Annotated in this window: 28 protein-coding genes and 1 pseudogene; 15 read left to right on the top strand and 14 right to left on the bottom strand. The window is 71.5% G+C overall.

The genetic code is table 11. From position 1 onward, the window contains the following. Nucleotides 1–69 precede the first annotated feature (69 nt). Both D1369_RS03245 and D1369_RS03240 read left to right on the top strand, forming a co-directional pair. On the top strand, nt 70–1,524 hold the full coding sequence (locus D1369_RS03245; protein ID WP_007386574.1) for an aldehyde dehydrogenase family protein: 1,455 nt from the start codon (nt 70–72) through the stop codon (nt 1,522–1,524). Nucleotides 1,525–1,547: 23 nt separating this feature from the next. Further along, nucleotides 1,548–2,654, top strand: a complete 1,107-nt coding sequence (locus D1369_RS03240; RefSeq protein WP_118082242.1) for an NAD(P)-dependent alcohol dehydrogenase — start codon at nt 1,548–1,550, stop codon at nt 2,652–2,654. Nucleotides 2,655–2,658: 4 nt separating this feature from the next. On the opposite strand, the gene D1369_RS03235 is transcribed toward D1369_RS03240, so the two are convergent. Next, nucleotides 2,659–3,609, bottom strand: coding sequence for an NADP-dependent oxidoreductase (locus D1369_RS03235; RefSeq protein WP_007386576.1), 951 nt, complete (start codon nt 3,607–3,609; stop codon nt 2,659–2,661). 71 nt (nt 3,610–3,680) lie between these two features. Between D1369_RS03235 and D1369_RS03230 the strand changes: the two genes are divergently transcribed. Both D1369_RS03230 and D1369_RS03225 read left to right on the top strand, forming a co-directional pair. After that, nucleotides 3,681–4,631, top strand: coding sequence for a helix-turn-helix domain-containing protein (locus D1369_RS03230; protein ID WP_007386577.1), 951 nt, complete (start codon nt 3,681–3,683; stop codon nt 4,629–4,631). A 61-nt stretch (nt 4,632–4,692) separates the two neighbouring features. Further along, complete coding sequence (locus D1369_RS03225; protein WP_118082241.1) at nt 4,693–5,529, top strand: hypothetical protein; 837 nt, start codon at nt 4,693–4,695, stop codon at nt 5,527–5,529. Nucleotides 5,530–5,536: 7 nt separating this feature from the next. Here D1369_RS03225 and D1369_RS03220 read toward each other — a convergent pair whose 3' ends face one another. The 5 genes from D1369_RS03220 to D1369_RS03200 form a co-directional block, all read right to left on the bottom strand. Further along, on the bottom strand, nt 5,537–6,100 hold the full coding sequence (locus D1369_RS03220) for a TetR/AcrR family transcriptional regulator (protein WP_118082240.1): 564 nt from the start codon (nt 6,098–6,100) through the stop codon (nt 5,537–5,539). Further along, entirely contained in the window at nt 6,097–6,459 is a 363-nt protein-coding gene (locus tag D1369_RS03215) for a DUF1304 domain-containing protein (protein WP_118082239.1), read from the bottom strand. The genes D1369_RS03220 and D1369_RS03215 overlap by 4 nt, the downstream gene beginning before the upstream one ends. A 112-nt stretch (nt 6,460–6,571) precedes the next feature. After that, nucleotides 6,572–8,332, bottom strand: coding sequence for a sulfate permease (gene sulP / locus D1369_RS03210; protein ID WP_007386579.1), 1,761 nt, complete (start codon nt 8,330–8,332; stop codon nt 6,572–6,574). Between the two features lie 141 nt (nt 8,333–8,473). Further along, the gene (locus tag D1369_RS03205; protein WP_007386580.1) at nt 8,474–8,917 is read right to left on the bottom strand and encodes an RDD family protein; all 444 of its coding nucleotides are present in this window, start codon (nt 8,915–8,917) and stop codon (nt 8,474–8,476) included. Further along, complete coding sequence (locus tag D1369_RS03200; RefSeq protein ID WP_037902317.1) at nt 8,914–9,525, bottom strand: hypothetical protein; 612 nt, start codon at nt 9,523–9,525, stop codon at nt 8,914–8,916. The genes D1369_RS03205 and D1369_RS03200 overlap by 4 nt, the downstream gene beginning before the upstream one ends. Before the next feature lie 107 nt (nt 9,526–9,632). Here D1369_RS03200 and D1369_RS43690 point away from each other — a divergent pair. From D1369_RS43690 to D1369_RS03190, 3 genes and pseudogenes are all read left to right on the top strand, one after another. After that, nucleotides 9,633–9,740: pseudogene (locus D1369_RS43690) on the top strand (acyltransferase); the annotation flags it as partial. A 103-nt stretch (nt 9,741–9,843) separates the two neighbouring features. Further along, nucleotides 9,844–10,311, top strand: a complete 468-nt coding sequence (locus tag D1369_RS03195; protein ID WP_007386582.1) for a pyridoxamine 5'-phosphate oxidase family protein — start codon at nt 9,844–9,846, stop codon at nt 10,309–10,311. A gap of 76 nt (nt 10,312–10,387) precedes the next feature. Continuing rightward, nucleotides 10,388–10,780 carry a VOC family protein gene (locus D1369_RS03190; RefSeq protein WP_007386583.1) on the top strand — a complete coding sequence of 131 codons (393 nt, stop codon included), beginning with the start codon at nt 10,388–10,390 and terminating at the stop codon, nt 10,778–10,780. 1 nt (nt 10,781) lies between these two features. On the opposite strand, the gene D1369_RS03185 is transcribed toward D1369_RS03190, so the two are convergent. Both D1369_RS03185 and D1369_RS03180 read right to left on the bottom strand, forming a co-directional pair. Then, the gene (locus tag D1369_RS03185; RefSeq protein WP_007386584.1) at nt 10,782–11,078 is read right to left on the bottom strand and encodes a DUF4235 domain-containing protein; all 297 of its coding nucleotides are present in this window, start codon (nt 11,076–11,078) and stop codon (nt 10,782–10,784) included. A 1-nt stretch (nt 11,079) separates the two neighbouring features. Further along, complete coding sequence (locus D1369_RS03180; RefSeq protein ID WP_007386585.1) at nt 11,080–12,117, bottom strand: glutathione S-transferase C-terminal domain-containing protein; 1,038 nt, start codon at nt 12,115–12,117, stop codon at nt 11,080–11,082. A 94-nt stretch (nt 12,118–12,211) separates the two neighbouring features. On the opposite strand from D1369_RS03180, the gene D1369_RS03175 reads away from it, so the two are divergent. Continuing rightward, nucleotides 12,212–13,183 (top strand): cation diffusion facilitator family transporter, encoded by a 972-nt coding sequence (locus tag D1369_RS03175; protein WP_007386586.1) that lies wholly within the window; start codon nt 12,212–12,214, stop codon nt 13,181–13,183. 63 nt (nt 13,184–13,246) lie between these two features. Here the strand turns inward: D1369_RS03175 and D1369_RS03170 are convergent, their stop codons facing one another. Beyond that, the gene (locus D1369_RS03170) at nt 13,247–13,696 is read right to left on the bottom strand and encodes a nitroreductase family deazaflavin-dependent oxidoreductase (RefSeq protein ID WP_007386587.1); all 450 of its coding nucleotides are present in this window, start codon (nt 13,694–13,696) and stop codon (nt 13,247–13,249) included. 384 nt (nt 13,697–14,080) lie between these two features. Here D1369_RS03170 and D1369_RS03165 point away from each other — a divergent pair, with 384 nt between their 5' ends. Then, nucleotides 14,081–15,280, top strand: coding sequence for a cytochrome P450 (locus tag D1369_RS03165; protein ID WP_037902320.1), 1,200 nt, complete (start codon nt 14,081–14,083; stop codon nt 15,278–15,280). A 12-nt stretch (nt 15,281–15,292) separates the two neighbouring features. Further along, nucleotides 15,293–15,493 (top strand): ferredoxin, encoded by a 201-nt coding sequence (locus D1369_RS03160; protein WP_007386589.1) that lies wholly within the window; start codon nt 15,293–15,295, stop codon nt 15,491–15,493. A gap of 60 nt (nt 15,494–15,553) precedes the next feature. Here D1369_RS03160 and D1369_RS42795 read toward each other — a convergent pair whose 3' ends face one another. Both D1369_RS42795 and D1369_RS03150 read right to left on the bottom strand, forming a co-directional pair. Further along, on the bottom strand, nt 15,554–15,718 hold the full coding sequence (locus D1369_RS42795) for a hypothetical protein (protein ID WP_158680182.1): 165 nt from the start codon (nt 15,716–15,718) through the stop codon (nt 15,554–15,556). Nucleotides 15,719–15,823: 105 nt separating this feature from the next. Continuing rightward, nucleotides 15,824–16,375 carry a TetR/AcrR family transcriptional regulator gene (locus D1369_RS03150; RefSeq protein ID WP_007386590.1) on the bottom strand — a complete coding sequence of 184 codons (552 nt, stop codon included), beginning with the start codon at nt 16,373–16,375 and terminating at the stop codon, nt 15,824–15,826. 106 nt (nt 16,376–16,481) lie between these two features. Between D1369_RS03150 and D1369_RS03145 the strand changes: the two genes are divergently transcribed. The 3 genes from D1369_RS03145 to D1369_RS03135 are packed head-to-tail and all read left to right on the top strand — an operon-like array spanning nt 16,482 to nt 18,504. Beyond that, the gene (locus D1369_RS03145) at nt 16,482–16,940 is read left to right on the top strand and encodes a nuclear transport factor 2 family protein (RefSeq protein ID WP_007386591.1); all 459 of its coding nucleotides are present in this window, start codon (nt 16,482–16,484) and stop codon (nt 16,938–16,940) included. Between the two features lie 9 nt (nt 16,941–16,949). Beyond that, a complete protein-coding gene (locus D1369_RS03140; RefSeq protein ID WP_007386592.1) occupies nt 16,950–17,477 on the top strand; it encodes a flavoprotein in 528 nt (175 codons plus the stop codon). Nucleotides 17,478–17,532: 55 nt separating this feature from the next. Beyond that, nucleotides 17,533–18,504, top strand: a complete 972-nt coding sequence (locus D1369_RS03135) for an aldo/keto reductase (RefSeq protein ID WP_007386593.1) — start codon at nt 17,533–17,535, stop codon at nt 18,502–18,504. A gap of 222 nt (nt 18,505–18,726) precedes the next feature. Here D1369_RS03135 and D1369_RS03130 read toward each other — a convergent pair whose 3' ends face one another. Further along, nucleotides 18,727–19,527 (bottom strand): phytanoyl-CoA dioxygenase family protein, encoded by an 801-nt coding sequence (locus tag D1369_RS03130; RefSeq protein ID WP_007386595.1) that lies wholly within the window; start codon nt 19,525–19,527, stop codon nt 18,727–18,729. A gap of 79 nt (nt 19,528–19,606) precedes the next feature. Here D1369_RS03130 and D1369_RS03125 point away from each other — a divergent pair, with 79 nt between their 5' ends. Then, a complete protein-coding gene (locus tag D1369_RS03125; RefSeq protein ID WP_118083111.1) occupies nt 19,607–20,527 on the top strand; it encodes a helix-turn-helix domain-containing protein in 921 nt (306 codons plus the stop codon). A 375-nt stretch (nt 20,528–20,902) separates the two neighbouring features. Continuing rightward, on the top strand, nt 20,903–22,819 hold the full coding sequence (locus D1369_RS03120; RefSeq protein ID WP_037902321.1) for an RICIN domain-containing protein: 1,917 nt from the start codon (nt 20,903–20,905) through the stop codon (nt 22,817–22,819). A 6-nt stretch (nt 22,820–22,825) separates the two neighbouring features. On the opposite strand, the gene D1369_RS03115 is transcribed toward D1369_RS03120, so the two are convergent. Next, entirely contained in the window at nt 22,826–24,082 is a 1,257-nt protein-coding gene (locus tag D1369_RS03115) for an SLC13 family permease (protein WP_007386598.1), read from the bottom strand. An 88-nt stretch (nt 24,083–24,170) separates the two neighbouring features. Next, nucleotides 24,171–24,830, bottom strand: a complete 660-nt coding sequence (locus D1369_RS03110; protein ID WP_007386599.1) for a DUF4232 domain-containing protein — start codon at nt 24,828–24,830, stop codon at nt 24,171–24,173. Nucleotides 24,831–24,871 lie beyond the last annotated feature (41 nt).

Raw genomic sequence — 24,871 nt, 5'->3', positions numbered from 1 at the left:
TGTGAAGAGACTGCGAACCAACAGGATTCCTGTTGGTTGAAATCTTGGCGACGATGCTGAGGAGCGGCGATGTCCCCCATCGAGATCGAACCCGGACGGCTGTTTGTGGGCGGCCAGTGGCGTGAGGCCGCCGACGGCGCGCGCACCGAGGTTCTCGACCCGTCCCGGGGCGTGGTCGTCACCACCGTCGCGGAGGCCGGCGCCACCGACGTCGACGCGGCCGTCCGCGCCGCCCGGGATGCCTTCGACGGCGGCGCGTGGTCCGGCCTCAGCGGTCGCGAACGGGGCCGGATCCTGCACCGGGTCGCCGAGCTGATCCGCGAGAACGCCGACGAACTCGCCCAGCTGGAGAGCCTGGACGTCGGCAAGCCGATCTCGCTGTGCCACGCCGTGGACGTGACCAACGCGGCCAACGACTACGAGTACTTCGCGGCCCTCGCCCACTCCCTGGACGGCGCCGTCCGCAACACGCCCATGAACGCCCTCGCCTACACCAAGCGCGAGCCGCTCGGTGTGGTCGCCGCGATCACCCCGTTCAACTTCCCGCTGATCCTCGCCGGTTCCAAGATCGGCCCCGCGCTCGCCGCCGGCAACACGGTCGTGCACAAGCCGGCCGACGAGACGCCGCTCAGCGCCCTTTACATGGCCGCACTGCTCCAGCGGGCCGGCGTCCCGGACGGGGTCGTCAACGTGGTCACCGGCACCGGACCGGTGGCCGGCGAGGCCCTGCTGCGCCACCACGGGGTCGACAAGGTCGCCTTCACCGGCTCCACCGCGATCGGCCGGCACGTGGCCGCCACCGCCGGTGAGGCCCTCAAGCCCGTCACCATGGAACTCGGCGGCAACGCGGCCAACATCGTCTTCGAGGACGCCGACCTGGAGAAGGCGGTCGGCGCGATCATCAAGGCGTTCGTCTTCAACACCGGCCAGTTCTGCATGGGCGGGCCGCGCCTGCTCGTGGCCCGCTCGGTCCACAGCACGCTGCTCGGCATCCTCGCCGACGCCGTGCCCGGCGTACCGGTCGGCGACCCGCGCGACCCCGGCACCGTCGTCGGTCCGATGGCGGGGGAGAAGCACCTGAAGAAGGTCGAGGAGTACGTCGACCTGGCGCGCAAGGAGGGCGGCCGGATCGTCTGCGGCGGTGAACGCCTCGACCTCGACGGCGGCTTCTACTACCAGCCCACGGTGATCGCCGACCTCTCCAACGACTCCCGGGTCGTGCAGGAGGAGATCTTCGGTCCGGTCCTGACCGTGCAGCCCTTCGACACCGAGGACGAGGCCGTCGCGCTCGCCAACTCCACGCCCTACGGCCTGGCTTCGGGCGTCCAGACCACCAACCTCGCCCGTGCGCACCGGGTCGCCGACCGCCTCCAGGCGGGCATCGTCTGGATCAACGACTGGGCGATGCTCGACCCCGCGGTGCCCTTCGGCGGGGTCAAGGACTCCGGCTACGGCCGCGAGTACGGCCCCGAGGCGCTCGACGCCTACACCAAGGTCAAGTCCGTCGTCGTCTCGCTCGACTGAGCGCCCGCAGAGGAGTTCGTACGATGTCCATCACCACCCGTGCCGCAGTGGTCGAGTCCGGCGGCGCCCCCTTCACCCTCTCCGACGTCACCCTCGACGAGCCCGGACCCCATGAGGCGCTCGTCCGGATGGTCGCCACCGGCCTGTGTCACACCGACCTCGGCGTGGCGAGCGGCGGACTGCCCTTCCCGCTGCCCGGAGTCCTGGGGCACGAGGGCGCGGGAGTCGTCGAGGCCGTCGGCTCCGCCGTCACCGGTGTGGCTCCCGGCGACCATGTCGTGCTGTCCTTCACCTCCTGCGGCGACTGCCGCAACTGCGACGGCGGGCACCCCGCCTACTGCGCCGGGTGGCTGCCGCTGAACCTCATCGGCGGCCGCCGCGCCGACGGCACCAGCACCATCAGCCGGGACGGCGAACCCCTCGGCGGGCACTTCTTCGGCCAGTCCTCCTTCGCCGAGCGCGCCCTGGTCGACGAGCGCAGCCTCGTCAAGGTGGACCCGGACGTGCCGCTGGAGTCCATCGCCCCGCTCGGCTGCGGAGTGCAGACCGGCGTCGGCGCCGTGTGGAACGTACTGAAGCCGGTCACCGGTTCCACGATCGTCGTGCTCGGCGCCGGAGCGGTCGGCCTCTCCGCGGTCATGGCCGCCGCCCTCACCCCCGCCACGACGATCGTCGCCGTCGACCGCGTCGGCGAACGCCTCAGCCTGGCAAAGGAGTTGGGTGCCACCCACACGGTCGACGCGGCTGCGGAGAACCTCGGCGAGGCTCTTGCGGCGATCACCGGCGGCCAGGGCGCGGACGGCATCGTGGAGACCACGGGCAACGTGGCCGTCCTGCGCCAGGGCGTCGACGCGCTCGGCGCGCGCGGCACGCTGGTCGTCGTCGGCGCCCCGCCGTTCGGCACCGAGGTCTCCCTCGACGTCAACGGGCTGCTCGGCGGCAAGCGGGTGGTCGGACTCACCCTCGGCGACGCCGAGACGCAGAGCTTCATCCCCGCCCTGGTCCGTCTGGTGAAGGAGGGGAGGCTCCCGCTGCACCGCCTGATCAGCACCTATCCGTTCGCGGACATCGACCAGGCGGTACGGGACATGGGCGCGGGCAAGGCGATCAAGCCCGTGCTGACGTTCTGAGCGGTCAGTCGACCACCAGGACCAGCTTTCCGGTGGTACGGCCGGTGTCGCCGAGCTTGTGAGCCTCGGCGGCATCGGCCAGCGGGAAGGTCCCCGCGATCGTGGGCCGCAGCTCACCCTTCTCCACCAGGTCCGCGATCGCGTTCATCCCGGCGCGGTCCGCGTCCACGAGCATCCGCAGGGCCCTGACGCCGAGCCGCTCGGCCTCCTTGTCGAACTCGTCCGAGCCGACCGGCAGGATCGACACCACGATCCCGCCCGGCCGCAGCACCCGCAGCGAATCCACGGACGTGTCGCCGCCGAGCGTGTCCAGCACCACGTCCACGTCCTTCACCGCCTCGGTGAAGTCCGTCTCCCGGTAGTCGATCACCTCGTCCGCGCCCAGTTCGCGCAGGAAGTCGTGCTTGCCCGCGCTCGCGGTGCCGATCACGTACGCGCCCCGCGCCTTGGCGATCTGCACGGCCACATGACCCACCCCGCCGGCCGCCGCGTGGATCAACACGCGCTGTCCGGGCCGCAGTTCGGCGTTCTCGACCAGCGCCTGCCACGCGGTCAGCGACACGAGGGGCAGCGCGCCCGCCTGGATGTGGTCGATCGAGGCAGGCTTGTGGGTGAGGGCCCGTACCGGCGCGATCACGTACTCGGCGTGCGAACCGTGTCCCCACGGGTACGGCAGCATGCCGAACACCTCGTCGCCGGGCTTGAAGGTGGCGACGCCGATGCCGACCGTCTCGACGACGCCGGAGACGTCCCAGCCGAGGACGAACGGCGGCTCGCCGAGGAAGCCGCCGGTGGCGCGGTGCTTCCAGTCGGTCGGGTTCAGGCCGGCCGCCCGCACCCGGACCAGTACCTGGTTCGGTCGCGGCGCGGGGCGTTCGACCTCGATCTCCTTGAGGACCTCGGGACCGCCGAGGGTGTCCTGGCTGATGGCTCGCATGGTGTTCACAGTGGTCATGGTGGTCCAGCCTGCCCGGCCCCGCCCGTCCGGGAAATGGCACGATTGCCAAGCTTCGATAGGATCGTGCCATGGCACGTGTGGAACGAGTAGTGGTCCTGGCGCTGGACGGCGTCTATCCCTTCGAGCTGGGTATCCCGGCCCGGATCTTCAACGCCGCCGACGGCCGGTACGAGGTGCTGACCTGTTCCGTGGACGGTCGACCGGTGCGCACCAACGCGGACTTCACCATCGGCGTCGAACACGGCCCCGAGCTCCTCGGCACCGCCGACACCGTGGTGATCGCCCCCGTCGACTCGGGCCAGGTGAGCGGAGAAATGACGGACGCCGTCCGTGCGGCCCTGGCGTTCGTCCGGCCCGGCGCGCGCATCGTCTCCATCTGCACGGGTGCCTTCGTGCTCGCGGCCGCGGGGCTGCTGGACGGCCGCAGGGCGACCACCCACTGGTCCCTCGCCGACCGGTTCCGGCGTATGTTCCCGCATGTCGACCTCGACCCGGACGTGCTTTTCGTGGAGGACGGCCCGATCCTCACCTCGGCCGGGGCGGCCTCCGGCGTCGACGTGTGCCTGCACATCGTCCGCACGGACCACGGCGGGGAACTCGCCAACTGGGTGGCCCGCTGCTGTGTCGTCCCGCCGTTCCGGGACGGCGGCCAGGCCCAGTACATCGCCCAGCCGGTGCCCGAGCAGGGTGCCGCGAGCACCGCCGCGACCCGGCTCTGGGCCCTGGAACGCCTCGACGAGCCCCTGGCCCTGGCCGACCTCGCCGCCCACGCCCGGATGAGCCTGCGCACCTTCGCCCGCCGCTTCAACGAGGAGGTCGGCCTCAGCCCCGGCCGCTGGCTGATCCAGCAGCGCGTGGCCCGGGCCCGGCACCTCCTGGAGTCCAGCGATCTGTCGGTCGACCAGATCGCCGGCCGCGTCGGCTTCGCCACGGGCGCGTCCCTGCGCCAGCACCTGCACGCGGCGATCGGGGTGTCACCGCAGGTGTACCGGCGCACGTTCCAGACGGCGGCGCGCTGAACGTTCCCAGCATCCCCGGCGTCGAAGGATCATGACGGCGGACGGTGTACAGGGGGCGGGAATGCGCAGAGGGCTGTGGGCGGTGCTGGCGGCCGTGTCCATGACGGTCGTGGGGTGCGAGTCCGGAGAGGGCGTGGTGGTCGAGGGCACCGCACCGGTCACGGCCTACGACGGGCCGATGAACGTCCCCACGAAAGAACTGGACGAGCACACACCGCGGGCGCTGCGGCTCGCCTCGGGGGCCGCCGGCCGGGCCCTGGAGTGCACCGGGGAGATCTACAACGGCAACGGCCCCGACGGCTGGAGCAGCGACGACGGCGGGGACAGCCCGGAGGAGGGGCTGAAGCTGTACTTCGACCTGTTCGACCCGGGCGAGCCCCGCTCCGGCTACCGAGTCGAGCGCCGGGAGGCGGACCGCGTACTGTACTCCTACGACGTCGGCGGCCGGACCAAGGTGGCGGTCGTGGTCGCCAAGGACCAGCGGGACAGGCCCGGTTGGGGCCCGGAGACCAGCGCCTCCTGTGACCCGTCCGAACTCCCGGCCGCGTGGACCGCCTCCCACGGCTACGAGATCTGGACCGACCGCGCGGGCCGGCGGGTGCCGACCGGCGAGGTGAGCAGCGGCGCGGGGGACGACCACTGCGGCTGGCGGCAGGTGCACTTCCTCGACCTCGGTGGCCGCAGGTACGCCCGTGACCCGGAGGGCCTGCTCGAACCCGGCATGCTCACCGCGCCCTACGACGACTCGGTCACCGTGCCGGTGAACGCCCGGGACACCGGATACCGCTATCAGGACCAGGAGTTGTGGCTGACCGGCGACCGCGGGACGGCGTACCTCCGCACCCCCGGCGGCGTCGAGGCCTGGCCCCTGCTCAAGGAGCAGGTGGCCTGCAAGTGAGGCGAGTTCACCGGCTGGCGTGCAGCGCGACCAGCAACTGCCAGACCTGGTCGGAGATGTCCGCCGCGGAGGCGTCGAGCAGGCCGTGCAGCCAGTCGGCGAGGACGCCGGCGAAGGTGGCCGCGACCGCGGAGGCGACCAGGGGGGCGTCGGCGGCACCCGCGAGCTCGCGCTCCCGCAGACTGTAGGCCCGCAGATCCCGGTGCAGCACCCTGCCCAACGGTCCACCGCCGCCCGGGGCGAGCAGGGACCGGTACAGGGCGGCATGCGGGGTGAGCGAGGTGAAGAACTCCGCGAGCGCGGGCGGCGCGTGCACCGGGTCGGGCCGCCCGCGCCAGGCGTGCAGCGCCTCCACGGCGTCCCGTACGACGTCCGCACAGGCGTCGACGGCGAGCGCCTCCAGGCCGTCGTAGTGCACGTAGAAGGTGGCCCGGCCGACCCCGGCCCGCCGCACCAGGGCGGCCACGCCGACCTCCTCCAGCGGCCGCTCGGCGCACTCCGCGAGCAGGGCCTCCCGCAGCCGCGCCCGGGTGCGGGCCGCCCGCGGGTCCTCGGGGGCGGGGCGGTTCACCGCGCGACGAGGACGGCGGCCAGGGCGAGCGCGCCCGGCAGGGCCTGCGCGGCGAGGATCCGGACGTTGGCGGTGACGGCGCCGTACACACCGGCGACGATGACGCACACCAGGAAGAACACCTGAGCCCGGAACCCGGTCGGATCCCCGGCGACGAGCCCCCACACCAGCCCCGCCGCGAGGAAGCCGTTGTACAGGCCCTGATTGGCGGCCATCGGTGCGGTGGCCCTGGCCATCTCCCGGTCGAACCCGTGGAAGGACATCCCCGGCTTCTTCTGCCACAGGAACATCTCCATCACCAGGATGTACACGTGCAGCGCCGCCACCAGGCCGACCAGCACGTTCGCGAGGATCTCCATCAGCTTCCCTTACTTCGTGGACAGGTGTCCACTATAGCGGGACACCTGTCCAGGAAGTCCACCACCGTCGGTGCCGACCGCCGGCTCGCCGGCCGGGCCCCTCCGGGACGCCCTAGCCGCTCGGCGGTTTCTCCAGGGCGGTCTCCGCCGGGGACCGTTCCGCGGCCGGTGGCCACCGAGCGCCGGTCTGCGCGCGGTATGCGGCGACCGCGGCCTCCAGCGTCGGGTAGAAGTGGGCCGGATCGATGGTGCGGGTCAGTTCATAGCGCTCGATCTTGTGCCGCACCGGATCCTTCAGTTCGGCGAACACCAGGCTCATCCCTCGCTCGTTCAGTGCCTCGTCGAGCTCCTCGAGCTCGTCGGCCGCCGTGGTGTCCACGTCCGTCATCGGCTCGGCCGCCAGCAGCACCCACACCGGCGGCGGCTCGCAGCGGGTCAGCCGCATGATGTGGTTGCGGAAGGCCTTGGCGTTGGCGAAGAACAGGGGCCCGTCGAAGCGGTGGATCACCAGGCCCGGCAGCTGCTCGGCCTCAGGGTAGGAGCGGACGTCGTGATAGCCGGGCAGTCCCGGCACCCGGCCCAGCACGGTGTTGTACGGCCACCAGGCCCGCCTGAAGACGTTCAGGATCGACAGGCCGACGGCGACCGCGATGCCCGGCAGCACGCCGAGCAGCGCCACCCCGAGGAAGGCAGTGATCGACAGCAGGAACTCCGCCTTGCGCTGGTGCCACAGGCGTCGCGTGCCTGCGATGTCGGCCAGAGAGAGCGAGGCCGTGATGACGACGGCCGCGAGGGCCGGCTGTGGCAGGTTGCGGAAGAGCCCGGGCAGCAGAACGAGCATCAGCACGATCAGGCCCGCGCCGACGATTCCCGTCAACTGACTCCTGGCGCCCGCCCGTTCGGCCACCGCCGTCCGTGAGCCGCTGGTGCTCACGGGGAACCCCTGGAACAGCCCGGCCGCCACGTTGGCCGCTCCGATCGCCGTCATCTCCTCGTTGCCGCGCACCTCCTGGCCGGTGCGTGCGGCGAAAGCGGAGGCGTTGGAGATGGTGTCGGCGAGGGACACCAGGGCGATGCCGAGCGCTCCGGCGCACAGCGGGCCGAAGTCGCCCCAGTGCACGTGGGGCAGGCTCAACGGCGGGAACCCCCGAGGGAGTTCGCCGACCAGGCTGACCCCGTGCCGGCCCAGGTCGAAGGCCGAGGTTGCGGCGATCGCGAGCACCACCATGACCAGGACCGCGGGCACCTTGGGCAGCCACCGCTGAAGCACCAGGATCAGGACGATCCCCGCCACTCCGACCGTCACCGAGGCCCCCACCGCCTTGCCGTCGGCCAGCCCCCGGACGAAGGCGCGCACCTCGGCGACGAGGCCGTCGGCGTCCGTCTTGAAGCCGAACAGCTTCGGCAGCTGCCCGATCAGGATGGTCAGCGCCAGCCCGTTCATGTAGCCGATCATGGTGGGCTTGGAGATGAGGTCGGCGATGAAGCCCAGCCGGCACACCCCGGCCAGGATCGTGATGGCGCCGACCATCAGGGAGAGCATCGAGGCGAGCGCCACCGCCCGCCCGCTGTCCCCGTCGGAGGCGATCAGCGGCAGGATCGTCGCCGCGATCATCGGGCCGAGCGAGGAGTCGGGGCCGAGCACCAGGATCCGCGAGGGCCCGAAGACCGCGTACGCCAGAAGGCAGAGCACCGACGTGTACAGCCCCGTGATGGCGGGTAGCCCGGCCAGTTCCGCGTAGGCCATGCCCTGCGGGACCAGCAGCGTGGTGAGGACGACGCCCGCCACGACGTCCTTGACCAGCCACTCGCGCCGGTACACCGACAGCGTGCGCAGCCCTGGCGGGACGTGACGGCCTCCGGTGTCTGCCATCGCGGACCTCCTTCGGACGTGTCAGCCGAGCACCCGAGCCCAGGTCACGGTCATGGCCGGTGCGATGCTTCCTCCGACTCCTACCCGTCCCGCACGAGCCCGTCGTCACCTCCCGAGGGTGACCACCGTGCGGGCCTCTCGTCAGAACCGGTGGTACCGCACAGCACTGGCCATGACCACGTCCTGGACCGAGGCGTGGCGCCGGCTGAAGGGAATCCAGAGCAGGCCCACGGGGAAGGCGACGCACAGCACGGCCCGCAGCAGCGCTCGGGGGGCGCCCAGCAGCCGCCCGGCGCGGCCGGTGACCCGCAGGCCCAGCAGCCAGTCGCCGAGGGTGCCGCCGGTCGTCGCCCAGCTCACGCTCAGATAGAGCACGGCGACAGCCCAGCCGAGCACACCCGTCAGCCAGGCGGACGGGTCCGGCATACGGAACGGGGGCCCGGCGACGAGCAGCCGGAGACCGCCGTACGCGAACTGCACGGCGAGCCCGATGGCGGCCACCACGATCACGTCGACCAGCGCCGCGAGGCATCGCGACACCACTCCCGCGGTGCCGGCCCCGAAGTCCCGGTCCCCCTGCGTCACGGTGGCTGCCCGTGCCCGTCGGAGTGTGCCGGGGCCACGCCGGGTCTGTGCAGGAGCCGGTCGGTGACGCGGTTCACCATCCGGTCGGCCCGCATGCTTCGCAGCCGGAGCGCGTCGACCGTCTCCTCGGCCATCCCGCCGCTGGTGTCCCGGACGATCCGGCCCAGGTCGATCTCCTCCAGCACCGCCCGGGTGAGCGAGACCAGGTCGATCCTGGCGATCACGGCGTCGAGGTCAAGCCGGGCGGCGATCCGGTCGACGTCGATGCGCGCCGCGATCCGGTCCACGTCCAGCCGGGCCGCGATCTCGTCCGCATCCACCCGGGCCGTCACCCGGCTCACGTCCACGCGGTCGGCGATGCGGTCCACGTCGACCCGGTCCGCGATCAGGTCGATGTCGACGCGCCGCACGACGCGCATCACGTCGATCCGGTCGGCGATCCGGTCGACGTCGAGACGGGCGGCCAGGCCGTCGAGGTCGAGCCGGTCCACGACGGCGGCCGCGCCCGCGCGGACGAGACGGTCGACGACCGGGCCGGCGGTGCCCAGTGCGTAGCGCGTCAGCCGTCCGGTCACGTCGAAGGGATCCACCAAGCTTCGCCAGGTCATCCCACCATCGCAGCACGGCTCCGGCGCCTTCGCCTCATCCGTGGCGGGTGATTCGCGCACGCTCGGCCGGGGTGAGGATCACAGCTTCCACACGCCCCGCGCGCAGAGTGCGGTGTGCCGTGCCCGGCCATGCCGTGGTGACGGGGGCGCCCGCCCGTGTCGTACGCCGCTGGACGGGCGCCGAGGGCCGGCAGCCGCCGTTCAGGTCGCCCGCCGTGCCGCGTCGGCACGCCTCAGGTCGAAAGTGGGAGGTGGAACCCGGTCCGAAGGGCCAGACTGATGCCGTCAGTTGGTGACCCAGCAGGAGGACGCACGCCGATGGCCGAGCAGCCGCCACGCCCCGCGAAGCAGCGCAAGCAGGACACCCTGCACCGACTGGAGCACGACCAGGACGTCTGGGTCGCCACCGCCCCGGACGACGGCTCGGGGGTGCCGTATCTCGTCCCGCTCTCGTTCCTCTGGGACGGCTCCGCCCTCCTCCTCGCCACCCCGGCCACCAGCCCCACGGGCCGGAACCTGAAGTCGACCGGCAGAGTACGGCTCGGCCTCGGGCCCACCCGGGACGTCGTGATGATCGACGGGATCGTCGACACCGTCACCCAGGCGGAACTGACAGTGGAGGAGGGGGACCGGTTCGCCGAGCGGACCGGCTTCGACCCCCGACAGCTCACCACGCCCTACCTGTACTTCCGCGTCCGCCCGCGGCGGGTGCAGGCCTGGCGCGAGGAGAACGAGCTCACCGGGCGTGAGCTGATGCGGGACGGACAGTGGCGGGTCGCCGACTGAATCGGCCGTGCCGGGATATCCGCAAGGTAGGGCCGCGGGGCACCAACACCCCGTGGCCATACCCTTCGGAGGAGACATGGCACTGGTGAAAGCGGGGGTCGTCGTGCTCGATTGTGCCGAGCCCGAGAAGCTCGCCGTGTTCTACAAGGAGCTGCTGGCGGCCGAGGAGACCGACGCGACCGCGAACCGCGTGGAGATCAGGGGAGCGGACGGCTTCCGGCTGGCGTTCCGCCGCGATGTGAACGCCACACCGCCGAGCTGGCCCCGCCCGGAGAACTCCCTCCAGGCCCACATCGACTTCGTGGTGGAGGACCTGGACGCGGTCGAACGCAAGGTGGTGGAGCTCGGCGGGCGCCCGCTGGACACGAAGGACGTGGCGGGGCCGTTCGAGGAACGGGGGTACGCCGACCCCGCCGGACACTCCTTCACCGTGCGCACGGTCACCCCGACCGCGCCCAAGCAGGGCTGAGTCAGTCGCGGCCGCCCTTGTCGTCGGCCGGCCAGACTCCGGTGGAGCGTTCGATGGCTGTGGCGCCCGCTCGGTCCACCGCGCTGCGCACCACGGCGAAGATGGCGCCCTGGACCGCCGCAGCCAGCAGGATCTCTCCCCAGCCGCGGTCACGGTCCAGGGCGTCGGGGGCGTTGTCCTCGTGCCGGATGGCCTTCCAGGTCTTCTGGAAGGCCAGTCCCGCCAGCGTTCCGCTCGTCCAGCCCAGTACGAAGCCGAGGGGCTTGTAGGCGAGGGGCAGCTTCTTCTTCTTTGCCACGTCAGTCTCCTTGCTCAGTGGTGGGTCGGTGGTGCGCCGGGACCGCCTCGGCCGTCGGCACCGGGCCCGGCGCGGTTCCGTCGCCGAACGGACGGCCGCCGAGCTCCTCACGGTGATGCGGCGTCAGCCAGCCCGCCAGGTCCGGCCCGAGGGGCACGATGCCGGTCGGGTTGATACCGGTGTGCACCTGGTAGTAGTGCCGCTTGATGTGGTCGAAGTCGACGGTGTCACCGAAGCCCGGTGTCTGGTAGAGATCGCGCGCGTACGCCCACAACACCTCGTTCTCCGTCAGCTTCCAGCGGTTGCACTTGAAGTGACCGTGGTAGACGGCGTCGAAACGCACCAATGTGGTGAACAGGCGGATGTCCGCCTCGGTGATGGTGTCCCCGACGAGATACCGCTGCCGTGCCAGCCGTGGTGTCAGCAGCTCGAGCCGACGGAACACGCCCGCGCACGCCTCCTCGTACGCCTCCTGGCCGGAGGCGAAACCCGCCCGGTACACACCGTTGTTGACGTCCTCGTAGATGTCCGCCATCACCGAGTCGATCTCGTCGCGCAGTGCCCGGGGATACAGGTCGGGCGCCCCCTCCCGGTGCAGGGCCGTCCACTCGGTGGCCAGATCCAGGGTGAGCTGCTGGTAGTCGTTGGTGACGAGCTTCCCGCTGGGAACGTCCACGAGGGCGGGCACGCTCACCCCGCCGGGATAGTCGCTCTCCCGCCTGTCGTAGGCCTCGCTGAGGTAGCGGATGCCGAGCACCGGGTCGCGGCCGTCCGGGTCCAGGGTGAAACGCCAGCTGCGGTCGTCCTGGATCGGGTCGGCGATCGCCATCGAGAGCGCGTCCTCCAGCCCGAGCAGCCGCCGCGAGATCACGGCCCGGCTCGCCCAGGGGCACGCGCGGCTGACCACCAGGCGGTAGCGGCCGGGCTCCACCGGCCAGCCGTCCCGGCCGTCGACGGTGACCCGGTCCGCGAAATGGCTCTTGGACCGTTTGAAGGCCTTGTGGCCGAGCGCGCTGTTGCCGTCGTCGGCGCTGCCCATGCTTCCTCCTGTCTGAGCCTGTCCTGGTGGACGCGTTCCCCGTTTTCGGCAATCGGCACGGTGTGAGTGCCCCGGGGGCGGGCAGTCGGCGGGGGTGAGCGGGACATCGACGAAAAACTCAGCGGACCGGAAAACACGCGTCACCGTACTGGTGGCCCTCGCTGCGAACCTGGTGATCGCGGTCGCCAAGGCGGTGGGCGGCCTCCTGGCGGGCTCGCCCGCGCTGCTGTCGGAGGCGGCGCACTCCGTAGCGGACAGCCTCAACGAGGTCTTCCTGCTGGCCGCGCTGCGCCGCAGCCGCCGACCCGCCGACCGGCGCCATCCCTTCGGCTACGGCAAGGAGCGGTTCTTCTGGTCGCTGATCGCGGCCGTCGGGATCTTCGTCATGGGCGGCTGCTTCTCCTTCTTCCAGGGGGTCGAGGCACTCCGCAACGGCGCCGAGGAGACGCTCAGCGGCTATGTGGCCGGCCTGATCGTGCTGGGCGTGGCCTTCCTCGCCGAGGGGGTCTCGCTGCTGCGGGCGCTGCACCAGGTGCACAAGCAGGGCGGGACCGCCCAGGGCATGCGCGACCCGGCCCTGCGTACGGTCGTCGCCGAGGACGGCACGGCGGTGCTCGGTGTGACCCTGGCCATGATCGGCATGGCGCTGCACATGGTCACCGGGCAGGTCGTGTGGGAGGCGTCCGCCTCGATGGCCATCGGCGCGCTGCTCGTCTACGTGGCCTACCGGCTGGGCCGCGAGGCCAAGGGACAGCTCATCGGCGAGGCCGCCGACCCGGAGTCCAGTGCCAAGATCCGGGCAGTGCTGGACGCGCAGCCCGAGATCGACAGTGTGGAGGCGCTGTTCACCATGAAGATGGGGCTGGACTCGGTCCTGGTGGCCGCCCGGGTCGACCTGGTGCCGGGTCTGGACAGCGAGCGGGTCGAGGAGGTCGCCGTACGTATCAAGCGGTCCGTCTCCCGGACCGTGGCCGAGGCGGACCAGATCTTCCTCGACGTGACCGACCGGCCGGCCGAGGAGGCACGAGAAAGCCCCGCCGCGACGGGGGAACGCGGCGGGGCCTGACGCTCGGCTGCCCGGCCGAAGCCGGTTCATACGTCCTGGGCCGAAAAATCTTTCCGAGGGCGGTCAGTCCCCGTCGACGGGCTCCAGAACGAAGACCGGTATCACCCGGTCGGTCTTCTTCTGGTAGTCGGCGTACGGCGGGTAGGCCGCGACGGCACGCTCCCACCACTCGTCCTTCTCGGCGCCGGTGATCTCGCGGGCGACGAAGTCCCGCTTGACCGGGCCGTCCTGGAGCTCGACATGCGGGTCGGCCTTGACGTTGTGGTACCAGACCGGGTGCTTGGGGGCGCCGCCCAGCGAGGCGACCACCGCGTACCGCCCGTCGTGCTCGACCCGCATCAACGGCGTCTTGCGGATGCTGCCGCTCTTCGCGCCGCGGGTCGTCAGCACGATGACCGGCATCCCCGTGTCCATGAGCGTGTTCCCCTTGGTGCCGCCGGAGCTCTCGTACAACTCCACCTGCTCACGCACCCACTGGGTCGGGCTGGGCTCGTACTCGCCCTCAAGAGGCATGGTTTCCGTCTCCTCGCTGTCTGCTACGGGGTCCCCGCACGGGACTTCAACACTGTCCTGAACGGGAATCATCCCCTCCGGGTTCCCTCCGCCTCCGGGTTCGACCCACGGACCTTCGGGGACGGCGGATCATGGCCACGGGGGAGTGGACCGGGAGAGCGGGGGGTGGCCGGATACGGAGGGCGGCGGACGAACCTCGACGGCCAGGAAGGGGGGCCACGGCCACCCCGCGGGGAAGACTGCCCTCCGCTGGCTGCCCCACGGCGACGATCTTCGGCCAGATCGCCCCCGCCACCGATCTGGCCGAACTTCTCGTCGCCCTATAGATGCCCCGGGCATCTAATGAAGATCTGCACGACGCACCCTTCGTCTGCGAGGTCTTCCATGACGGAAACGGAACCCGTCGCCTTCCCCCAGGACCGGACCTGCCCCTACCACCCGCCTACCGGCTACGACCCCCTGCGCGCCGACCGCCCGCTGTCCAGGATCACCCTCTTCGACGGGCGTCCGGCCTGGCTGGTCACCGGACACGGCATCGCTCGCGCCCTGCTCGCGGACCTCCGGCTGTCCACCGACCGCACCCGTGACGGCTTTCCCGCGCCCACGGCACGCTTTGCGGCGGTCAGGAACCGGAGGGCCGCCCTGCTCGGCGTCGACGACCCCGAACACCGCGTCCAGCGGCGCATGATGGTGCCCAGTTTCACGCTCCGCCGGGCCGCCGAACTGCGCCCCCGCATCCAGGAGATCGTCGACGAACGCATCGACGCGATGATCGCCCAGGGGCCGCCCGCCGAGCTGGTGAGCGCCTTCGCGCTGCCCGTCCCCTCGACCGTGATCTGCGCCCTGCTCGGCGTCCCCTACACCGACCACGACTTCTTCGAAGGACAGTCCCGGCGCCTGCTGCGCGGTCCCACGGCCGACGACGTCATGGACGCCCGAGACCAACTCGAGGAGTACTTCGACGAGTTGATCGACCGGAAACAGAAACTGCCGGGGCCCGGCGACGGCGTGCTCGACGAACTCGTCCACCGGCAGCTGCGGGACGGCGAGGTGAACCGCGAGGAGCTGATCGCCCTGGCGATCATCCTGCTGGTCGCCGGCCACGAGACGACCGCCAACATGATCTCGCTCGGCACCTTCACCCTCCTGCAGCACCCCGACCGGCTGGCCGAGTTGCGCACCGACCCCGCGCTGATCCCGAACGCGGTCGAGGAGCTCATGCGGATGCTGTCGATCGCCGACGGACTGCTGCGGATGGCCCTGGAGGACATCGAGGTGGCCGGCACGACGATCCGCGCGGGCGAGGGAGTCGTCTTCTCGACCTCGGTCGTCAACCGGGACGAGGACGTCTACACCGACCCCGACACCCTCGACTGGCACCGGCCCGCCCGCCACCACATCGCGTTCGGCTTCGGCATCCACCAGTGCCTCGGCCAGAACCTCGCCCGCGCCGAACTGGAGATCGCCCTGCACACCCTCTTCGACCGGTTGCCCACCCTGCGCCTGGCCGCCCCCGCCGAGGAGATCCCCTTCAAACCCGGCGACACGATCCAGGGGATGCTGGAACTCCCCGTGACCTGGTAAGAGGCTCCGACGATGCGCATCGACATCGACAAGGACGTCTGCATCGGGGCGGGCCAATGTGCCCTGGCCGCACCGGGCGTCTTCACCCAGGACGACGACGGCTTCAGCACGCTTCTGCCCGGCAGGGAGGACGGCGGCGGCGACCCCATGGTCCGGGAGGCCGTCCGGGCCTGTCCCGTGGGCGCCATCACCGTGTCGGAGACGGCGAGCTGACCGGGTGAGGCGGGTCGAACCCCCCGAGTTCGACCCGCCGCGGCCTGTCCGGCTCGGCGATCACGGCAGGGCCACGGTCCCCTCGATCACCGCCCGTGCGCCCCGCAGCTCCTGGCGCCACACCGTGCCCCTGATCACCGAACTGCTCGCCGCGGACACGGTGTTGCTCGGTGTCCCGATGTGCACCTTCTCGGTGGGGTTCCACTTCGTGGCCGCCGAGCTCACCCTGGCCGGCGGTCTGCTGCCGCACCCGGGGGTATGGAGGGGCTCCTGGCCGCCTCCTTCTCGCGGGCCCGTGACCACGTCATGGCACTCGCCGTCGGCCCGACCTCAGTGGGAGTCCAGCAGCAGCCGGGCCGCCTCGCGTGCCTCGGCGGCCGGGCGGGTGCTCCGCGTGATCCCCGCCGTCACCATGGCCCCCTCGGCGAGCAGGAAGAGCGGCCCGGCCAGCGCCGCGGGCCTCCCCGCCGCGGCCACGAGGGAGGCGAGGTAGTCCCCGAACGCCCTCTTGTGCTCCCGGACCTGGGTCGCCACCCGGTCCGAGGTCGCGCCCAGTTCGCCGTACGAGTTGATCCAGGCGCACCCGCGGAAGCCCTCCTCGCCGAACCACTCCTCCAGCCAGTCGAAGACCGCGAGGATCCGCTCCTCGGGCGCCGAGCGGAGGTCCACGAACGCGGCCAGCCGGCCCCGCCACCGTCCGTCCCGCCGCGCCAGGTAGGCCTCCACCAGCTGCTCCTTCGCAGGGAACAGCTGGTAGAGCCGCTTGAGGGAGACGCCGGACGCGCCCCGTATGTCGTCCATGCCGACGGACTGGATGCCTCGCCCGTAGAACAGCTCCTCGGCGGCGTCCAGCACCCGATCACGGGCAACGGCGCTGTCCATGGACGACCCCTCCTTGACGCGAGAACGTACGTTCTCCTACGGTAGCAGGCACCTGGAGAACGCACGTTCTCCTCCCTTTCCGGCCGACTCGGCCACGGAGGACGACATGACCGACCGCCCACCCCTGCCCCCCTTCACCCGGGAAACCGCCGCCCAGAAGGTGCAGGCCGCCGAGGACGCCTGGAACACCCGCGACCCACAGCGGGTGGCGCTCGCCTACAGCGAGGACTCCGTGTGGCGCAACCGCGGCACCTTCGTCACCGGCCGCGCCGAGATCGTCGAGTTCCTCACCGCGAAGTGGGCGCGCGAGCGGGAGTACGCGCTGCGCAAGGACCTGTGGGCGTTCGACGGCGACCGCATCGCGGTCCGGTTCCAGTACGAGTGCCAGGACGCCGAAGGGCAGTGGTGGCGGTCGTACGGCAACGAGCTGTGGGAGTTCGACGAGCACGGGCTGATGACCCGGCGCGAGGCGAGCATCAACGACGTGCCCATCGAGGAGAAGGAGCGCCGGATCCACGGACCGCGACCCGAGAACGAGCGGGGGCTGTCCTTCCCGCTTCAGTAGGGTTCCGGCGTGACCGAACAGGACGAGATACCGCCCTTCTTGTACGTCGTCGTCTGCGCCGCCGGCATCGCGGCGGACGTCGGCAAGCTGATCACCGCCGCGCAGGAGCGGGAGTGGCACGTCGGCGTCATCGCCACCCCCACCGCCATGAACGGCTTCTTCGACGTGGCCGCCGTCGAGGCACAGACCGGCTACCCGATCCGCTCCGCGTGGCGCCGCCCGGGGGACGCGAGGCCCTTCCCGGACCCGGACGCCGTCGTGGTCGCCCCGGCCACCTTCAACACGATCAACAAGTGGGCGGCCGGAATCGCCGACACCCTCGCCGTGGGCACGCTGTGCGAGGTGGTCGGCCGGGGCATCCCGGTCGGCGTCCTGACCTGTGTCTCCGACGACCTCGCCGCTCACCCCGCCTACCAGGACAGTCTGATCCGGCTGCGGGGGATGGGCGTACGGTTCGGATACCCCTACCAGGGCACCGAGGACGAGGAGTTCCGGTGGGAACGGGCGCTGGATCTGGTCGAGCCGGGAAGATACTGAAGCGCGAAGTCGTACGCTCCCCTTCGGACCCCTCTCGAAGGCAGGAGCAGCAACGATGCAGTACGTGAAGCTCGGTTCGACGGGCCTGGACGTCTCGCGGATCTGTCTTGGCTGCATGTCCTACGGCCTGCCGGACCGCGGCGTGCACGAGTGGACCCTCGACGAGGAGGCGTCGCGGCCCCTGATACGGCAGGCACTGGACGCCGGGATCAACTTCTTCGACACCGCCAACGTCTACTCGGACGGCACCAGCGAGGAGATCGTCGGCAAGGCCCTCGCGGACTTCGCGAACCGCGACGAGATCGTGCTCGCGACCAAGGTGCACGGCCGGATGCGCTCCGGACAGAACGCCGCCGGGCTGTCCCGCAAGGCGATCATGACGGAGATCGACCACAGCCTCAGGCGCCTCGGCACCGACTACGTCGACCTGTACCAGATCCACCGCTTCGACCCGCACACTCCGGTCGAGGAGACGATGGAGGCGCTGCACGACCTGGTGAAGGCCGGCAAGGTGCGCTATCTCGGCGCGAGTTCGATGTACGCCTGGCAGTTCTCCAAGATGCAGTACACGGCCGAGCGGCACGGCTGGACCAGGTTCGTGTCCATGCAGAACCACTACAACCTCCTCTACCGCGAGGAGGAGCGCGAGATGCTGCCGCTCTGCGCCGACCAGGGTGTGAGCGCCCTGCCGTGGAGCCCGCTGGCCCGCGGCCGCCTGACCCGGGACTGGGGCACGGTCACCGACCGCAGCTCCACCGACGACTTCGGCAGCCGCCTCTACCAGGAGGGTGACCGCACCATCGTCGAGGCCGTGTCCCGCATCGCCGGCGAGCGGGGCGTCCCGCGCGCCCAGGTGGCCCTGGCGTGGCTGCTGGCCCAGGACACGGTGGCGGCTCCGATCGTGGGCGCGGGCAAGCCGCACCACATCGAGGACGCGGTGGCGGCCGTCGAACTGGAGCTCAGCGACAAGGAGATCGAGGAACTGGAGGCCCCGTACACGGCCCGCCCCATCGTCGGTCACGGCTGAGTCCGGTCACGGCCGGGGTTTTCGCTTGATCGTGTAGTAGGTCGACGGGTTGGTGTCCGGTGTACCGATCGAGTCGCGCAACGCGTTCAGGACCTGGTCCCACACACCGGATCCCGTCGACCTGCCGTCGCAGATTCCGCGCCGGACGACCACACGCCGCCTCTCCCACGACCCCGAAGCATGCCGAAACCTCAGGTCACAGACCACTTCCGAAACAGAGCCCTAGTGCGGTCCGTGCGGTGCGAACTCCGTGCCGCACGGACCCGCCCCCTCGCTCTCCGGCAACGGCACCCGCGCACCGCTCATCGACAACGTCCGGTAGTAGTGCCCGATCCGCTCGGTGGAAGCTCCCACGTAGTGCCCGATGAACGACCGCCGGAACCGCCCGGCCGTACGGTTCGGCTGCGACCCGTGCACCAGGCTGCCGTTGAAGAACAGGACGTCTCCGGGCGCCATGTCGACGGGAACCGCGGTGAGCCCCGGCGGCGGTGCCACGTACTCCCGCGCGAACGACACCTCCGAGTCCGCGAGTTCGGGGCAGAACAGGTCCATCCGGTGCGTGCCCGGGACGACCTCGAGGCCGCCGTTGTCCCGGTCGATCTCGTCGCAGGCCACCCAGGCCGCGACACACGTGCCAGGCTCGACCCGCAGATAGAAGTTGTCCTGGTGCAGCGCCTGTCCCCGCGCCCCCGGCGGCTTGAAGTAGAACATGCTCTGTGCCGCCAGCACCTCCTCCCCGAGCAGCGTCTCCAGCACCTGCCGCAGCCGGGCGTCCAGCAGGAACCGCAGCGCCAGCTCGTTGATCTCGTGCGGCTGCATCACGCGCGGATACCTGCGCAGCGGGTCCGTCGACCCGCTCGGCGCACCCGGCTCGAAGTGCCCCGGCACCGGCCCGCCCGCGTGCAGTGCCGTGAACTCCCCGCACAGCCGGTCGATCTCGTCGCGTGCGAACAGCCCGCGGACGACCATGAAGCCGTCCTCCTGGAACTGCCGAAGCCCTGTCTCGATGCCCGTGACGGTCATGCGGTCACTCCCTGGTCGTCCCTGGTCGGATGTGTTCCACTCGTCACGCTAGGCCGCAGCCCGTGTGGGGAGGATGCCCGTGACCGCCGACGGATTGCCCGGGACCGCTGCGTCCGGCGACCCCGGCCCACCACCGGGCCTCGTGGTCGTCGGCCGGTACGACGAACTCCCGGGCTACGCCGTCCAGCGGCCGCGCGGCGCCGACAGCTGGCTGTTCACCTGGACGGTGGGCGGCCGGGGCGCCCTGCGCCAAGGACGCGCCGAGACCGGGGCCGGCGCCGGGGACCTGGTGGTGCTCGCCCCCGGCACCCCGCATCGCTACGGCGTCCAACAGGGCGCCGACCACTGGGAGTTCTGGTGGGCGCACTGCGGAGCCAGACCGTCCTGGACCGCCTGGCTGGGGCCGCACGGCAGGGGGGACGGCCTGTATGTCGTCACCCCGGACCCCGGGGACGGCGGCCCGCACGTCCGCATCGAGGCGGCCTTTCGCCGGATGCTCGCCGACGCCCGCTGGACCGGAACCGGCACCCCGCCCGACACCGCCCCGCCCGACGACCGGGTCGCCGTCGCGGTGGCCCATGGCACCACCGCCCGCGAACTCGCCCTGGGCGCACTCGAGGAGGTCGTCCTGCTCACCGCCGGCGCCGCGCGCGGGACCCGGATCCCAACCGGCGTCGACCACCGGGTTCAGCGCGCCCAGGAGCTGATCGCGGCGGACCCCGGCGCCCCGCACACGGTCCGGTCGCTCGCCGTCGAGGTGTCGCTGTCCCCGTCCCGGTTCGCCCACCTCTTCACCCAGCAGGTGAGCCGCTCGCCCATGCGGGCACTGCGGGAGGCACGCCTGCATCACGCGGCCCGGCTGCTGGAAAGAACCGACCTGTCCGTGGAACGCGTCGCCGCCGCCTCGGGTTTCGCCAGCCCCTTCCATTTCAACCGCGTCTTCCGTGACCGCTACGGGACACCGCCCGGGGCCTACCGCGCCGGCCGGCTCAATGGTTGAGGCATGAGCCAGTGGTGCGGGCCGGATGCGCTGTGTAGTGGATGTTCAATGGTTGGCTGGAACTCTTCGATGAGTTGACTGAATCCCGTTTCCCTTTACGCAATCAGGAGAGCGGCAATCGTCGAGCCGTCGGTGTTGACGAATTGTCTATCTATAGCGGGCGGGCGGGACGTGCAAAACGGTGGGATCACTTGTTGGGCGTCCCTGACCTGTGCAAAGGTGTGCCTTGTCAGCGCACAGACAATGGATATCTCCCCTGTGTGCTCATGACCCCCTCCGTACGCCCTTCATGCTTCAAAAGAGCTGTCCCAGGCGGACGCACCCATTGGTATGGACTTTAAGCAACGCAGCATGCCCTCGGGAGGAAATGCCGTCGTGAATGACGCAGGACTGTCGAATTCCCCGTCTCCGGTTCGCCCGTACGACGTCACGGACGAGCAGCTGAGCGCAGAGCTCAAGAAGTGGAGCGGCACGACGCCGGCCCTGCAGCCCGTCGGTGAACTTCTCGACCGGCACTGGGAAGCCGCCTTCGCCTACGCGCGGCTGTGCACCGACGGTCCCCGGCCCGCGGGCATGCTCACCACGGCAGCGTTCACCCGCCTCTTCGGCGAATCCCTGCGGCACGCCGGGCCGACCGCAGCGTGGCGGCCCCATCTGCTCGTCACCGTCCGCCGGATCGCGGCCGAGTGGGACTCCGACGGCCGGCGGGAGATGCTCCACCCCGAGCTGAGAACCGAGGCGGGCGGCGACAGAGCCGCGGCCCGCCTGCTGCCCCCTGCCGAGCGGCGTCTGCTGTCCGGTGCCTTCCAGCGCCTGCAGCAGTCCGCGCGCTGCCTGCTGTGGCACACCGAGGTCGAGGCCGAGCCGATCGGCGTCCCCGCGGCCCTCCTCGGCCTGGACGAGGAGGACGCCCGCGTCGAACTCGGCCGGGCCCGCGAGCGGTTGCGCGAGGAGTGCCTCCAGGTCCACCGCGAACTCGCCCCCGAGCAGGAGTGCCGGCACTATCTGCGGCTGCTCGACGTGACCTACCGGCGCGGCGGTGTCGAGCTCGACCCCGATCTGCGCGAGCACCTGGAGCGGTGCCGGCACTGCCTGCACACCGCCGACCAACTGCACCAGTTCAACGGGCAGCTCGGCCTCGCCCTCGCCGAGGCCGTACTCGGCTGGGGTGCCGCCGCTTACGTGCAGGCACGGCTGAGCGTCGACGACGCGGGAGCCGCGCGCGAGGCCCGACAGCACGCGCCGGAAAGGCCGTTCGTGGCCGAGGCCTTCGGTGCGCCGATGCCCTTCCCCGCCCCGGGCCAGGGCGCGGCCGCCTCCGGACCCGCCGACGCAGCCCCCGGCCCCCGCGCCCGTACCCGCTCCGCCGCCCGCCGCTCGGCACAACAGGCCGCCCGCCGCACCTCCCGCCGCAACCTCACCGCGGCTGTCCTGACGGTGAGCGGGCTCGTGGTCCTCCCCCTGGTCATGTGGTCCTCGTTCCACTCGGACGGCAGCGGCCCGGCCGAGGCAACCCCCTCCGAGGCGCCGGGCTCGGACACGGCCTCCTCGACCACGGACCCGTCCCGGGCCGGGGCGGGCGAGGCGCGCCAGGGCGACCTGCGCGGCCGCCTGCACAACGTCGAGTCCGGGCTGTGTGTCGGCGTCGTCGGCAAGAAGATCGCCCAGGGCGCCGAGACCGAACTCGCCGAGTGCTCCGCGGCCGAGGGCCAGCAGTGGACGTACGAGACCGACGGACTCCTGCGCAGCGCCGCCGACCCCGACCTGTGCCTGGACTCCCACCTCGGCTTCTCGGTGCGGCTCGCGACCTGTACGGATGCCACCGCGCCCGACGCCAAGAACATCCGCTACGACTTCACCCTCCAGGGCACCCTCGTACCGCGCTGGGACCAGGACCTCGCCCTGACCCCGGCCGCCACCGACGGATCCGGCGCGCTGGTCCTGAAGAACCGCGACGACGGCCCCGCCCAGCGCTGGGTGTTCGACACCTCGAAGCCCGACCCCCAGATGGAAGCGGTCAACTGGGACGCGGACAGCAGTCCCACACCGACCCCGAAGTCCGCCCCCGCGCCCTCCGGGACGACCCCGCCGACCCCGAAGGCGTCCGCCCCACCGACGGCCACGCCGACACCGTCGAGCAGCGCGCCCCCCGGCGACACCTGCGCCACCAACCCGTACTACTGCAACTGGGGCGGCCAGAACGGCGGACCCGGCGGCGGGTACGGCTATCCCGGCGGCCCCGGCTATCCCGGTGGCCCCGGCTACGGCGGCGGCTACGGAGGCAGGCGCTGACCCCGCTCAGGCCCCGACGAGCTGGAGCGAGCCCCACAGGGCGACCACCGCGGCGGCGAGCGCGGTCGGCACGGTCAGCAGGCCGAGCCGGGTGAACTCCCCGAGCCCGACCTCGTGGTTGTCGCGGTGCAGGATGCGCCGCCACAACAGCGTGGCCAGGGACCCGGCATAGGTCAGGTTCGGGCCGATGTTCACCCCGAGCAGTACCGCGAGGACCGCGCCGGGCCCGGCCGCGGCAGTGAGCGGCAGCAGAACCAGCACCGCGGGCAGGTTGTTGATCAGGTTCGCCAGGACGGCGGCCAGCGCGGCGATCCCCAGCAGGGCGACGAGCCCCGTGCCGTCGGGCAGGACATGGCCCAGGGCGTCGGCGAGCCCGTTGTCGACGACCGCCCGCACCACGATGCCGAGGGCGAGCACGAACGCCAGGAAGGCCGGGGCCGCCGACCGCACCACCGAGGCGGGGGTGGCCTGCTTCCGGACGAGAGCGCGGCCCGCCAGCACGAGTGCCCCCGCGCAGGCGACCCAGGCGGGATCGACGCCGAACGCGGAGGCCACCACGAACCCGGCCAGTGTGCAGCCGACGGTGATCAGGGCGAACAGCGGCAGCGCGGGCTCCTCGGACGGCTCGGGGGAGTGGTCCACGACGGTGAGGTCGGTTGCGAAGAAGCGCTGGAAGACCGCGTACTCGACGGCGATCGCCGCCAGCCAGGGCAGTGTCATCAGCAGCGCGAACCGGGTGAAGCTCACCCCGCTCGCCTCGAAGGCCAGCAGGTTGGTGAGGTTCGACACGGGCAGCAGGAGCGAGGCCGTGTTCGACAGATGCGCGCACGCGTAGACGTGCGGCTTCGCACGGGCCCCCATCCGGGAGGCGGTGACCAGCACCACCGGCGTCAGCAGCACCACGGTGGCGTCCAGACTCAGCACCGCCGTGATCACCGAGGCCAGTCCGAACACACCGGTCAGCAGTCGCCCCGGGGAGCCGGCGGACCGCCGCGCCAGCCAGGCGCCACAGGCCTGGAACAGCCCCTCGACGTCACAGAAGTGCGCGAGCACCAGCACCGCGGCCAGGAATCCGACCACCGGTCCAAGGCGTTCGGCCTCCGCCCACGCGTGCTCCGGGGAGATCGCCCCGGTCACGACCGCGAGCCCGGCCGCCGGGACGGCGACCACTGCCTCCGGGAGGCCGAAGGGACGCAGGACCGCCCAGACGAGGACGGCGACGAGCAGGGCGACGGACAGGGCTTCGGCGAGCGGGGCGTTCAGGGCGTGTCCTTCGGTACGTGAGCAGGTCGTGCCCGGTCATGAAACCAGACGGAAGTAAGAAACCTGCCACTACCCCGACCGCGGCCGATCAGGCTCCGGTGCCGGGACTGAAGGGGATCAGCCGCACCGACGACTCGTTGCCGGACACCGGGACCTTCCCGGCCTTCCACGTCACCTTCAGCGGATCCTCCTCGTCCGGCGGGGTCACCAGCAGGGCGGCAGGGGTGGCCGTGCCCGCCCCGCTGACCTCCGGGTTCGCGAAGGACAGCCCGGCCCAGGCGCTCTGGCCCGGCGCCAGCTTCACGGTCTCCGGCTCGGTGGCGGAGCGCTCGGGGTCCGGGCCCAGCTGCTTGCCCGACGCGTCGACGAACGCGGTGCCCGGGTAGCCGTGCAGGGTGCAGGTGCGGCTCGACTCGTTCGTCAGCACGACCGGGAAGTTCTCCTGACCGGCGCCCGGGTCGTTGCGGCCCACCGAGGCGCTCAGCTCGGAGGTGTGGCAGCGGGTTCCACCGGCGGGGGAGGGCGATGCGGACGGGGTGAGGGAGTTGCTCACCGCGTCGGTCGGCACCCCGCTGCCCGTGCCGGAGTCGGACGGTGTCGCGGTGCCGGTCGCGGAGGCCGCCGTGCCGGACTCCGTGGGCGGGGCGCTCGCCGTGCCGTCGCCGCCGCAGCCCGCCAGCAGGCCGAGCATCGCGACCGAACTCGCGAGCAGTGCCGCCCGCCGCACACCGAGGGACCTGTTCGTCATGTCTCCACACTCCCGGAGAATCCACGCACGCGCGCGTACCG

This window comes from Streptomyces sp. CC0208 (assembly GCF_003443735.1).
Lineage (GTDB): Bacteria > Actinomycetota > Actinomycetes > Streptomycetales > Streptomycetaceae > Streptomyces > Streptomyces sviceus.
This window is presented reverse-complemented; position numbering and strand designations above follow the sequence as displayed.